Origin of the sequence: Phycicoccus sp. DTK01 (assembly GCF_017312765.1) — a bacterium.
GTDB classification, from domain to species: Bacteria; Actinomycetota; Actinomycetes; order Actinomycetales; family Dermatophilaceae; genus Phycicoccus; species Phycicoccus jejuensis.
On sequence record NZ_BOPU01000009.1, the window covers coordinates 102,199 to 114,594 of the forward strand.

The 12,396-nt window shown below is 75.6% G+C and carries 8 protein-coding genes and 1 tRNA gene; 5 read left to right on the forward strand and 4 right to left on the reverse strand.

Features of this window, described 5'->3' with window-relative positions:
* Positions 1-92 precede the first annotated feature (92 nt).
* Positions 93-164 (forward strand) — tRNA-Arg (locus J3473_RS16515).
* 601 nt (positions 165-765) lie between these two features.
* Entirely contained in the window at positions 766-2,562 is a 1,797-nt protein-coding gene (locus J3473_RS16520) for a diguanylate cyclase (RefSeq protein ID WP_207024981.1), read from the forward strand.
* Positions 2,563-2,889: 327 nt separating this feature from the next.
* On the opposite strand, the gene J3473_RS16525 is transcribed toward J3473_RS16520, so the two are convergent.
* Positions 2,890-5,124 (reverse strand): diguanylate cyclase, encoded by a 2,235-nt coding sequence (locus tag J3473_RS16525; protein WP_207024982.1) that lies wholly within the window; start codon positions 5,122-5,124, stop codon positions 2,890-2,892.
* Entirely contained in the window at positions 5,121-7,301 is a 2,181-nt protein-coding gene (locus J3473_RS16530) for a bifunctional diguanylate cyclase/phosphodiesterase (RefSeq protein ID WP_207024983.1), read from the reverse strand. Before J3473_RS16530 ends, J3473_RS16525 begins: the two co-directional genes overlap by 4 nt.
* Positions 7,302-7,528: 227 nt before the next feature.
* On the opposite strand from J3473_RS16530, the gene J3473_RS16535 reads away from it, so the two are divergent.
* From J3473_RS16535 to J3473_RS16545, 3 genes are read left to right on the forward strand one after another with little or no spacing between them, the layout of a single operon-like run.
* Positions 7,529-8,647 (forward strand): glycosyltransferase family 4 protein, encoded by a 1,119-nt coding sequence (locus tag J3473_RS16535; protein WP_242525925.1) that lies wholly within the window; start codon positions 7,529-7,531, stop codon positions 8,645-8,647.
* Positions 8,644-9,660, forward strand: coding sequence for a glycosyltransferase (locus tag J3473_RS16540; protein ID WP_207024984.1), 1,017 nt, complete (start codon positions 8,644-8,646; stop codon positions 9,658-9,660). Before J3473_RS16535 ends, J3473_RS16540 begins: the two co-directional genes overlap by 4 nt.
* The gene (locus J3473_RS16545) at positions 9,657-10,484 is read left to right on the forward strand and encodes a glycosyltransferase family 2 protein (RefSeq protein WP_207024985.1); all 828 of its coding nucleotides are present in this window, start codon (positions 9,657-9,659) and stop codon (positions 10,482-10,484) included. Before J3473_RS16540 ends, J3473_RS16545 begins: the two co-directional genes overlap by 4 nt.
* Positions 10,485-10,637: 153 nt before the next feature.
* Here J3473_RS16545 and J3473_RS16550 read toward each other — a convergent pair whose 3' ends face one another.
* Together J3473_RS16550 and J3473_RS16555 are read right to left on the reverse strand one after the other, a co-directional pair.
* Entirely contained in the window at positions 10,638-11,390 is a 753-nt protein-coding gene (locus J3473_RS16550) for a helix-turn-helix transcriptional regulator (protein ID WP_207024986.1), read from the reverse strand.
* Positions 11,391-11,518: 128 nt separating this feature from the next.
* Positions 11,519-12,259, reverse strand: a complete 741-nt coding sequence (locus J3473_RS16555) for a FadR/GntR family transcriptional regulator (RefSeq protein WP_207024987.1) — start codon at positions 12,257-12,259, stop codon at positions 11,519-11,521.
* Positions 12,260-12,396 lie beyond the last annotated feature (137 nt).

The following is a 12,396-nucleotide window of genomic DNA, read 5'->3' on the forward strand; positions in this document are numbered from 1 at the left end:
TGCCGCCGCGCCGGGCGGCGCACGCGCCGGGTCGCCACCGACCGCGCGCGCCGAGCACGGGTCGCGCCCCGTAGGCTGTGCGCGGTCTTCCCGCCCTCGTAGCTCAGGGGAAGAGCACTTCTCTCCTAAAGAAGGTGTCGCAGGTTCGAATCCTGCCGGGGGCACTCAGGGCCGGTCGCGCGGAGCGCAACCGGCCCGAGTGCCGTCCGGGCGGATGACGGGAGCCGGAGCCGACCGCGAGGAACGAGCGGACGGCGACGGCGGCTCCTGCCGGGGGCACTTGACGCCGGCTCCTGCCGGGGGCACCCGCGACGGCGGCCTGCCGGAGGCCCGCAGCGAGGCCGGGCCCCTGCCGGGGGCACCGACGACGTCGGCTCCCGCCGGAGTCACGCGCGCACCACCCGGCTTCCTCGGCTTCCTTGACGGAACCGTGAGCGAGGCCTGAGGTTCCCGCCGGACGGCACCCCACCGCGCGGGGCATCGTGGAGACATGACGCCGAGCCAGCACCCGTCCGCCCCCGTCCTCGGCTGGGCCGAGATCCTGCCGTTCCCCTCCCGCGAGCCGTGGCCGGACGAGCCCCTCGCGGCCTGACCTCCGAGGGACCGGACGCCCTGCGTCGTCCGGCCCTCACCACCCCGGCGGACCCCGGCCGTTCGGCCAGGCTTCGACGACGGGTCGACACCCTTGTCAAGTTCGACCGGTCGGTGCCGATGGGTCATCCGCCACGGCTCGCCGACCGCGCGGGCCCACGTCGAGGAGGTCCTGTGCTGCGTCGGACGGTCGGCTTCCTCGCGCTGTACTGCGTGGCGATCGCCGTGGGACGCGCGACGGCGCAGCCCGAGACGCAGCTCGCCCTCTTCTGGCCGGCGGCCGGCGTGGGCGTCCTGTGGGCGCTGCGCACGGTCTCGCGGCGCGAGCTCGCCGGCGCCGTCGCCCTCACCGGGGTCGCGGCCACCGTCGGCAACGTCCTCACCGGCTTCGACCTCCTGCCCGGCGCCCTGCTGGGCCTGGGCAACCTGCTGCTCGGCCTCTTCACCGTCCTCCTCTACCGCACCGTGGCGCCGCGGCACGAGCGGCGCGGCAGCGTCCGCCGCCTCTCCGAGCTCAACCGCCTCGTGCTCTCGACGAGCGTGGCCATCCTCGCGACGTCCGCCTGCGGGCTGGCCGCCCTCCTCGTCGAGGGACGCGAGGCCTCCCTCGCGGTCGGCGTCGCCATGTACCTGCGCAACCTCGCGTCGGTGGTCGTCGTCGTCGGCGCGACCCTCGGCACCCGCCGGCACCTCACGAGGCCCGGCGCGCGCCAGAGCGTGGAGGCCGCGGCCATCCTCGTGACGACCGGCGCCGTCACGTGGTGGGTCTTCGGGCCGGGCCAGTCCCTGCCGCTGGCCTTCATCCCGCTCGGCCTGCTCGTGTGGGCCGGTGTCCGGCTCCCCCTCCCGCTCACCGCCCTCGACGGGGCGGTCGTCGCCGTGCTCCCCCTCGTCCGGCTGATGACGGGTGCCGGCGGCCCCTTCGCCGGGATCCGCGACGCCCACACGCAGTCGCTCGTCCTGCAGGGCTACATGATGCTCGTCGCCTTCCTGGCCCTCGTCCTCGGTACCTACCGGGCCGAGCTGCGCTCCCTCGTCGGGAGCGTGCGCCAGGAGCACCAGTGGTCCGACCGCCTCATCGCCTACGCACCGAGCGGGCTGCTCGTCGTGCGTCCGGAGGGCCTGGTGCTGCAGGCCAACCAGGCGGTCGGCGAGATCCTGCGACGCGACCCCGCCGACCTCGTCGGGATCCGCGGCGACAGCCTCGACGAGGGCACCGAGCCCGGCCTCGCCACCATCCTCGCGCGGGCCGTCGAGGCCGACGGCGAGCTGGTCCAGGCCGAGTGGATCGCCCGGGACCACGCCCAGCAGTCGATCGTGCTCTCGTGCAGCGCCCGCGCCGTGCCCGGACCGGACGGCGACCTCGTCGTCCTCGTCAACCTCGTCGACGTCTCCGAGCGCCGGCTCATCGAGCAGCGGCACGCGCACGACGCCGCGCACGACGAGCTCACCGGGCTGCCCAACCGTCGCCAGCTCGACACCCTCATCGCCTGCCACCGCCAGACCCCCCGCGCGCGGGAGCGCGGCGCGCTGCTCCTCATCGACCTCGACCACTTCAAGCAGGTCAACGACACCCGCGGCCACGCCGCCGGCGACGTCCTGCTCGCGGACGTCGCGCGCGTGCTGCGCCGGGCCGTCGGCGGCCAGGGGACCGTCGGGCGCCGGGGTGGTGACGAGTTCGAGGTGCTCCTCCCGGAGGCCGACCTCGCCGCCGCAGAGGCCGTCGCGTGGTCCCTCGTCGACGTCGTCGAGAAGCACGGCCACGCCACGCGCGTCGAGCTCGGGTGCGCCGTCACCGCGAGCATCGGCGTCGCCACGTTCGGGCAGGCCCACGCCGCCGGCATCGACGTCGAGGTGCTCGCCGACTCGGCGATGTACTCCGCGAAGCGCACCGGCGGCAACAAGACCCGCACCTGGCGCCCCGTCGAGCCGGCCGCCCAGCCGCCGGCGACGCTCTCCGCCTCCGCCTGACGCCTCCCCTCCCCCTCCCCCGGAGACGCGTCCCCGTCCACGCCGGGGATCACGGGGCCGCGCTCCCTCTCCGCACTTCTTGCGAGTTCCGCCGCTCGACCCGCCGTCCCAGCGCGTGTCGACCGGCGGAACTCGCAAGAAGTCGGGGACACGGGCGCGACTCATTGCCCGTCTGCCACCTCCCGACCCCTCCAGGAGGCCCTGCGAGGTGGCGGATGGGCAACCAGTCGTCACGTTCGAGCCCGAGGGGTGGGGGGCCGGGTGCCGTGCCAGCGTCGGGGGCCGGGTGCCCGGCCGGTGTCGGGGGCCGGGCGCGACCGGTCGGGGTCAGGCGCCGGTGGGGCGGGGGGCGCTGCCGCCGCCGTCGACGGCCGGCTCGGGCGCGGGCCGACCGAAGAGGTAGCCCTGCCCGAAGCGCACCCCGAGCGAGCGCAGCGTGTCCCACTGCCGGGCGGTCTCGACGCCCTCGGCGCAGACGGTCGACCCCATGCTCTCGGCCCAGCCGACGAGCGTGCGCAGGTCGTGCTGGCGGTCCGGGTCGTCGAGGTCGTCGAGCAGCCCGCGGTCGAGCTTGACGACCTCCGGCCGCAGCCGCATGAAGCGCTCGACCGTCGAGTAGCCCTTGCCCCAGTCGTCGACGGCGATGAGGGCCCCGCGCGCGCGGCAGTCGGCGACGACCTCGCGCACCCGGTCCCACTCCTCGACGTCGGTCTGCTCGGTGATCTCGATGACGAGGCCGGTGAGGTCGGCGGGCAGCACGGCGGCGACGGCCTCGCTGATGAGCGCGCCGACGCTGACGTTGACCGACAGGTAGCCCTGCGGGGGCCGACGACGCAGCGCCGCGGCGATGGCCGCCGCCTCGAGCAGCGACCCGTCCCCGACGCGGTGGGCCTCGGCGAAGACGGACTCCGGGTCGCCCTCGGCGAAGCGGCTGAGCGCCTCGTGGCCGATGGGGTCGCCGGCGTGCAGGTCGACGACCGGCTGCAGCGCGATGCGGACCGGCGGGGTCGTGCCCTCGAGCCCGGCTCCCGCCACGCGCACGCACCCGCGGCCGGCGTGCTTGGCGTCGTAGAGCGCCCGGTCGGCCCGCTCGACGACCGCGCCGGGCTGCGCACCGGGCTCCCAGACGGCGACCCCGGCCGAGAACCGCTGGCCGTCGGGGGTCACGGCCTGCATCGCCTCGAGCCGACGGACCGCCTCGTCGGGGTCGACGCCGGGCAGGAGGAGGCCGAACTCCTCACCGCCGTAGCGCGCGAGCAGCTCACCCGGCTCGAGGAGGGCCCCCCACGCCGCGACGGCCTCACGCAGGAGCCGGTCGCCGGCCTGGTGCCCCAGCCGGTCGTTGTAGCGCTTGAAGTGGTCGAGGTCGACGAGCGCCACGGTCAGCGGCCCCCCGTCCTCCTCGGCCCGGTGGACCGCGCGCCCGAGCTCGTGGTCCCACGACCGACGGTTCGGCGCCCCGGTGAGGCCGTCGCTGCGGGCGAGGGCGGAGAGCTGCACCGCCTGCTCCTCGACGACGCGGACGAGGACGGCGATGCGGACGACGACGAGCAGCGAGAGGACGATGCAGCCCGCCCCCACGACGCCCCACGGGATGTCGAGACCCAGCGTGCCGACCACGAGGAGCGTGATGCCGGGCAGCGCCGCCGCGCCACCGAGGGCCGCGAGCCGACGCCCGACCGACGCCGCGGGCGCGGAGCGGGTCTCGCCGCCGACGAGCGCCGCCCCGGACGGCGAGCACGCCGCGGCCGCGGCCGCGACGTAGCCGAGCAGCCACAGCACGTCGAGCCAGCGCGGCGTGGTCGCCAGGGGGTCGACGAGGGCGAAGGCGTTCCACACGAGGTCGGCGGCGGTCGTGGCGGCCATGCTCAGCATGAGGAAGCGGAAGGCCGGGTTGCGCGAGCCGACCGAGGTCCACAGCCGGACCAGCACCCCGACGAGGACGACGTCGCCGACGGGGTAGGCCGTGGCGACGAGCCGGCCGAGCACCGAGGTCGTGGAGTCCACGGCGATCGGCGCCACGAGGAAGGTCCCGACGACCGTGCCGAAGCCGGCGGCGACGATGAGCGCCTCGAGGATCGGGGTCGGGTCCATCCCGCGCTGCCGGCCGCGGACCAGCCGCAGCAGGCCGACGGTGAGGACGACGTAGCCGGAGAGGTAGAGGACGTCGCTCGTCAGCGGGTAGCTCGTGAGGTGGAGGTAGCTCTGCTCGACCGTGAACAGCGCGTCGCCCGCGACCCAGAGCGAGTACCCGGCCAGGACGACGAGCCAGCCCCGGCGGCGGGCGGTGAGGCGCCGGGCGCCGGCGAGGGCGAGCACCATGGCGAGGACCCCGACGACGCTGTTGCCGACGTCGCGCGCCGTCCCGTCCGGCACGACGAGGTAGGCCCCGCACAGCGCGAGCAGCCCGAGCAGCGCCGCGCGCAGCGGCGTGGGCATCGGCGCGGTGGGCACCGGCTGCACCGGGCGGTTCCGCGGGCCCGCGACGGCGCGCGGACCGCTCCCCCGCGCCCCGTGGACCTCGTCGGCGGCGTCCCCCTGCCGCGCCGACCGGGGGGTCACCCGACCCGCACCTCGTCGACGCGGGGTGCGCCGCCCGGGACGAGCGCCCGGGCCTCGGCGAAGGGCACGGGCCGCGACCAGAGGTAGCCCTGTCCGCGCCCGCAGTCCTGCTCCTCGAGCCAGGCCGCCTGCTCGGAGGTCTCGACGCCCTCGGCGACGGTCGTCATCTTGAGCGAGCGGCTCATCTCGAGGATGGCCAGGGTGACGGTCGCCGCGTGGCGGTCGTCGACGATGTCGTCGATGAAGCTCTTGTCGACCTTGAGGATGTCGACGGGCAGCTGGGAGAGGTAGGACAGCGAGCTGTAGCCGGTGCCGAAGTCGTCGATCGCGATGGACACCCCGAGGTCGCGCAGCCCGTGGAGGGAGCCGGCCGCGGACACGATGTCGTCGAGGAGCACCGACTCGGTGATCTCGAGGACGAGCAGGGTGGGGTCGAGCCCGGTGCGGGCCAGGACGCCGGCGACCTCGGCGGTGAAGTCGGGCTTGGACAGCTGCTGGGCGGAGACGTTGACGGCCATCGTCACGCGGGTCCCCGGGGCCTGGAGCTCGACCGCGGCGCGGCAGGCCTCGGCGAGCACCCACGACCCGAGGGCGACGATCGCGCCGGACTCCTCGGCGGCGGGGATGAACTCGTTCGGCGGCAGGAAGCCCCGCGACGGGTGCTGCCAGCGCACGAGCGCCTCGAAGCCGGTCACCTCGCGCGTCCGGAGGTTGACGGTGGGCTGGAAGTGCAGGAGCAGGCCGCCGGTCTCGATGGCCTCGACGAGCTCGTTCTGGAGGGTCAGCCGGTCGAGCGTCACCGCGTGCTGGGCGGCGTCGAAGACGCGCAGCGTGCCCTTGCCCTGCTCCTTGGCCCAGTACATCGCGACGTCGGCCTCGCGCAGGACGTCCTCCGCGGTCGAGCTGCGGGTGTCGGCGAGGGCGATGCCGAGGCTGGCCTTGACCGACCAGGACACCCCGTCGATGGAGACCGGCTGCGCGAGCACCTCGAGGATGCGCTGCCCCATCTGCTCGGCGGCAGCGCGGTCGGTCTCCTCCATGAGGACGGCGAACTCGTCGCCACCGAGCCGGGCCGCGGTGTCGCGGGAGCGCAGCACGGAGCGGAGGCGGTCGGTGACGACGACGAGGAGCCGGTCGCCGACGGAGTGGCCGCGGGTGTCGTTGACCTGCTTGAAGTCGTCGAGGTCGAGGAACATCACGGCGAGGGTGCCCTCGCGGCGGGAGATGGCGTGCTCGAGCCGGTCGGCGAACAGCGCGCGGTTGGCGAGCCCGGTCAGGGCGTCGTGGAAGGCCTGGTGCGAGAGCTGCTCGGCGAGCTCGTGCTGCTCGGTGACGTCACGCAGCGTGAGCAGCCACGCCTCGACGGTCGACTCGCCGAGCAGGTTGGTCAGCGTGCCCTCGCCGACGATGGTCCGCCCGTCCGCGCGGGTGAGCCGCAGCCGGACCGCCTGGTCCCCCTGACGTCCGTCGGTGAGGAGCGCGAGCAGGGTCGGCGCCTCGTCGCCGACGAGGTCCTTGACGTGCTGCCCGACGAGCTCGTCGGGCGTGCGACCGATGACCGCCGGGGCGGACGGGCTGACGAACGAGATCGTCGCGTCGGCCTCGATGACGACGATGAGGTCGGCGCTGTTCTGGACCAGGGCCAGCAGGCGCCGCTCGCGCTGGTCGACGACCCGCTGGGCCGTCAGCTCGCGCTCCAGCCGCCGGTGCCGGTCGACGATCCGGCGGAACCAGGCGAACCAGCCGATGGAGACCCCGACGAGGAGGCCGGCGTGGATGGCGAAGGCCAGCCAGGCGCGGGCGCTGCTCGCCTCGGCGAGCTCTTCCGCGAGGGCGGCGTCCGCGACGCGCAGCGTCGCGAGCGCGCCCGCGTCGCCGGGAGCGGCCTCGAGCGCCCGGGCGGCGTCGACGGCCGTCGCGCCGACCGAGCCGGGGGTGAGGTCCACGCCGGCCCGCGCGAGCCCGTCGACCGTGCGGGTCAGGGCGTCGGGAGTGGCCGAACCGCTCGCGACGGACGTGGCGACGGCGGAGAACGCGGCCGCGGCCTCGCGCTGGCGATGGACGCCGTCCCCGAGGTGCCAGACCCCGGTGAGGAAGGCCATCTCGAGCACGACGACGAACAGCGTGCCCACGACGGTGGCCGTCGAGCGCAGCCGGGTGCGGCCGTCGCGGTTCATCAGAGCTCCTGGTCTGGTGTCCGCGGTTCGGACCCCACGACGACGCTAGGGACGGAGCCTCGCCGGGGGCGAACCGACGGGGCCGACACTGGCCGTTCGACCGAGGGGGTCTGCCCGACCGTCCCTCCTGCGGGCAGGTTTGCCGGACTCCCTGCGGGGTAGGACCGGTGCGGCCGCCCGCCGTCGGCGGCCGGAGGTCACGGAGCCGGTCGATCAGGAGGTGGAGGGTGGACGTCGTCCGACCCACCCCCACGATCGTCCCCCGCCGGCTCGACGACCCCCTGCACGTCGTCGTCGTCGCCTCCTCCCGCTTCCCGCTGGCCGAGCCGTTCGCCGGTGGGCTGGAGTCGCTCACCTGGAACCTGTGTCGCGGCCTGCGCGAGCGCGGGGTCGAGGTGACCGTCTTCGCCGGCCCGGGCAGCGACCCGCGCCTCGACGCCCGCGAGCTCGCCACCCGCCCGCTCCAGCTGAGCGACACGGCGCGCCGCGACGTCGCCATGCCCCCCGAGACGTGGCTGACCGAGCACCACGCCTACCTCCAGCTGATGCTCGAGCTGCAGCGCCGCGACGACGTCGACGTCGTGCACAACAACAGCCTCCACCACCTCCCCGTCGCGATGGCCGCCGCCGCGCGCGCCCCGATGGTGACGACGCTGCACACCCCGCCGACCCCGTGGCTGGAGCCGGCCATCGCCCTCGCCGCGGACGACCGCTCGCGGTTCGTCGCGGTCAGCGACCACACCCGCGCCGCGTGGAGCCACGTGACGGCCGCCGACGTGGTGCCCAACGGGGTCGACGTCCGGCGCTGGACGCCGGGGCCGGGCGGTGACGCCCTGGCCTGGGCCGGACGCCTCGTCCCCGAGAAGGCGCCGCACCTGGCCATCGACGCCGCGCGGGCGGCCGGTCGGCCGCTGCGGCTGGCCGGGCCGGTCGGTGACCCGGCGTACGTGCGGGCGATGGTGCGCCCGCGGCTCGGCGGTGACATCGAGCTGCTCGGGCACCTCGGAACGGATGAGCTCGTCGAGCTGTTCGGCTCCAGCGCCGCCACCCTCGTCACCCCCGCCTGGGACGAGCCCTACGGACTCGTCGCGGCCGAGTCCCTCGCCTGCGGCACACCGGTCGTCGCGTTCGCCCGCGGAGGTCTGCCGGAGTTCGTCACCCCGGACGTGGGCCGGCTCGTGCCGGCCGACGACGTCGCCGCCGCGGGGCGGGCCGTCGCGGAGGCGGTCGGCCTCGACCGCCGCAGGTGCCGGGAGCACGCCGTCCGGCACTGCTCGGTGGACCGGATGGTCGAGGACTACCTCGAGGTCTACGAGGCGATGCTGCCGCTGAGCGGCGCCGCGTGATCGGCTACTACGTCCACCACCACGGCCGCGGGCACCTGTCCCGGATGACGTCCGTCGCGGCCCACCTGCGCTCGCCCGTGGTCGGCCTGAGCACCCTGCCGGCGCCGCCCGGGTTCGAGGACCGCTGGGAGCGGCTCCCAGCGGACGACGACCCGGCGACCGGCAACGACCTCGACGCCGGCGGCGTCCTGCACTGGGCTCCGTTGCACCACAGCGGAGTCCGCGACCGGGCGGCTGCGCTCACGGCGTGGGTCGCCCGGGCCCGCCCCCGCCTCGTCGTCACGGACGTGTCGGTCGAGGCGGCCTTGGCCGTGCGGCTCTGCGGGGTGCCGGTCGTCGTCGTCGCGCTGCCCGGCGAGCGGACCGACCGCGCCCACGTCAGCGCGTACGACCTCGCCCAGGGCCTGCTCGCGCCCTGGCCCGAGGGCGCGCACGACACGGGCTGGCCGCAGCGCTGGAGGGACGAGGCCCTCTTCGTGGGCGGCCTCTCGCGGTTCGACGGACGGCCTCGGGTCCCCGCCACGAGCACCGACGGTCGGCGCCGGGTGCTCGTCGTGTGGGGTGCGGGCGGCCGCGACACCGACGCCGGCTCGGTCGCGGCGGCACGGGCCGCCACCCCCGGCTGGGAGTGGACCGAGCGCAGCCCGGCCGACCCCTCCCCCGACCTGTGGCACGAGCTGTGCACCGCCGACGTCGTCGTCACGCACGCCGGGCAGAACGCGGTGGCCGACGTCGCCGCCGCCCGCGCGCCGGCCGTCGTCGTCTCACAGCAGCGCCCGTTCGGGGAGCAGGAGGCGACGGTGCGGGCGGTGCAGCGGCTCGGGGTGGCCACGGGTCACGTCGGCTGGCCGCCCGCCGACCGCTGGCCCGGCCTGCTCGACGACGCCGTGCGGCGGGGCGGCGCGGCGTGGGAGCGGTGGAGCACGGGCCGCGGCGCACAGGACGCGGCGGCGTGGCTCGACGCGCTCGCCGCGACCCCGGACGCCGTCCCGGCCGCAGGGGTCGTGTCGTGAGCGCGCGGCTCGCGGTCGTGACGATCGTCCACGGTCGCCACGACCACCTGCGCGGGCAGCTGGCCGGCCTGCGCCGCCAGACGCGGCGGCCCGACGTCCTCGTCGTCGTCGCGATGGACGACGACGAGGTCAGTGGTGTCGTCGACGACGCGGCGCCGCCGGGGTGGGACGTGCGGCACGCGAGCATCGACCGGATGCAAGGGCGCCTGCCGCTGGCCGCCGCGCGCAACCTCGGCGTCGCCACGGCGCTCGCGGCCGGGGCCGAGCACCTCGTCCTCCTCGACGTCGACTGCGTCCCCTCCGACGGTCTCGTCGCCCGCTACGGCGAGCTGCTGGGGTCGCTCGACCCGCTCGCGCGCCCCACGCTCCTGTGCGGGGACGTCGCCTACGAGCGCGACCCGGACGAAGGTCCTCAGCCCCCGCGCCACCACCCGGCCCGTCCGGAGCTCGGCGCCGACGAGGTGCGGGTCGTCGACGACGTCACCCTCTTCTGGTCCCTCTCCTTCGCCTCCACGGCGGCCGACCTCGCGGCGCTCGGCGGCTTCGACGAGGGCTACGTCGGCTACGGCGCCGAGGACACCGACGTCGGGCAGCGCCTCGCCCGCGCAGGGGGCCGGCTGCTGTTCGTCGGTGGCGCCGGGGCCGTGCACCAGTGGCACCCCAGCCCCAGCCCGCCCGTCCAGCACGTCGAGGACATCGTCCTCAACGCCAACAGGTTCGCGCAGGTGTGGGGCTGGTGGCCGATGACCGGGTGGCTCGAGCAGCTGCGTGACCTCGGCCTCGTGGACCGCGAGACCGACGGCCGCTGGGTCACCGTCCCCTGACCGCGGCGGCGGGCGTGACGAGGTGGGCCGACCCGCGCGGGCCCCTCCACCCGCGGGGTCGGTCTGGGGTGGGGCCGTCGGTATGGTCACCCGGCCCGGGGGGCGCTGTCAGCCCCGTTGCAGCAACCTGCAGGCGCGGCCCGGTGGGGCCGCTCAGTCGGTGCGCGCCTCGCCGCGTCCGAGGCGGAACCCCGCCGAGAACCGCGAGCGCACCTCGAGGGTCTCGAGGATCCGGGCGACCTCGGAGCGCACGGTGCGGACGCTGACCCGGAGGTGACGGGCCACGGCCTCGTCCGTCATGCCCTGCTGCATGAGGTCGACGACCCGCTCCTGCCGCTCGCTCAGGTGGACGGCCTCGGCCCGCTCGGTGCCGCACCCGAAGGCGGAGGCGAGGACCGCGTTCCAGTAGCTCATCGCCTGCTCGAGCACGCGTGGGGAGCGCACGTCGATGACCGAGAACTGCCCGTCGACGGTCGGCCCCTCGAGGAGGACGCGCTCGTGGTCGATGACCTTCATCTGGATGTCGGCGACCGCGAAGAGGTAGTCGCCGACGGGCTCGGCCACGAGCATCCGCCGACACTCGTCGTCGAGCCGCTCGTAGTCGAACACGCTGACCATCTCGAGGCCGCGCTCCACGAGCGCACGGTTGCCGGGCAGGCTCATCCGCAGCTGGGCCGGGGTCGCGGTCGGGCGCACCGACAGCAGGTGGCGCCAGGTCACGGCCTCGGCGGTCAGCCACTCGTTGACGTCGTTGCCGACGGCGCCGATGCGGCACTCGGTGCTCGCACCCGCCTCGAGGTCACGGCACAGCCGGGTCCGCTCGGCCCACAGCGCCATCCCGGCGTCCGTGACGGCGGCCCGCTGGGAGGGCGCGAAGCGCGAGCCCGGCCACTGCCTGCCGCTCATCGTCGCCTCCCGTCCGCTCCTCGTGGGCTACCCGCGAGTATGCCGTGCCCGCCCCACCGCGAACGCGTGTGAACCCGCCGGGCTCGCCCGGCGCTTTCACACGCGTTCGCTCTGGGGGCCTCGGGGGGTCAGGCGGGCGAGGGGGCCGAGAGCGCGACCCAGGCGGAGCGGATGTGACGCTCGGTCAGCGTCGCGGCCGCGTCTCCGTCGCCGGCCACGACCGCCGCGAAGATCTCCTCGTGGTCGCGCCGGAGCACGGGCGCGAGGTCATCCCACACCTCGACGCTGCGGAAGCGGTCGAGGATGGGCAGGCGCATCGACTCGCGGATCGCCGAGGTGAGGTCGCGCGCCAGCGCGTTGCCGGCCGCCTCGGCGAGCGCGACGTGGAAGTCCGTGTCGCAGTCGTTGAAGCGAGCCCGGTCGATGCCGGGGTCGGCCATCTCGTCGAGCAGCGCCCGCATCGCCGCCAGGTCCTCGGGCGTCGCGTGGGTGGCCGCCAGCCGGACGCTCAGGCGCTCCAGGGCGATGCGGACCTCGACGACGTCGGGCAGCGGGAACGCCGCGAGCGCGACGTGCAGCCGCAGCAGCCGCCCGAGGGCCCCGCTCGGCACGGCGGTCAACGTCGTGCCGCCGGCCGCCCCGGCCCCGACCGAGGAGCGCACGACGCCCTGGGCCTGGAGGGTGCGGACGGCCTCGCGCACCGCGGCGCGGCTCACGCCGAGCCGGGCCGCGAGGTCGCGCTCGGCCGGCAGGTGGTCGCCGACCTCGAGGTCGCCGCCGAGGATCCGCTCGTCGACCCAGCGCAAGACGAGCTCGAAGGCACGCAGTCCGCCGGTCTCGGGGCCGGGCAGCGGGTCGGCGGCGCTCACGCGCTCAGGATGCCACGCCACGCCGCACGACACGCCGAATGGTCGGACCACTATTGGTCAGACCATTGACACCGCCACGGACCCGGCCCTACCGTCATCGCATCCCGAATGGTCTGACCATTCAGGATCCCCGCCCA

Excerpts from the sequence above, each read along its gene's own strand:
- J3473_RS16530 (WP_207024983.1), bottom strand. The coding sequence starts at position 7,301 with ATGAACCGCGACGGCCGCACCCGGCTGCGCTCGACGGCCACCGTCGTG.
- J3473_RS16550 (WP_207024986.1), bottom strand. The coding sequence starts at position 11,390 with ATGAGCGGCAGGCAGTGGCCGGGCTCGCGCTTCGCGCCCTCCCAGCGG.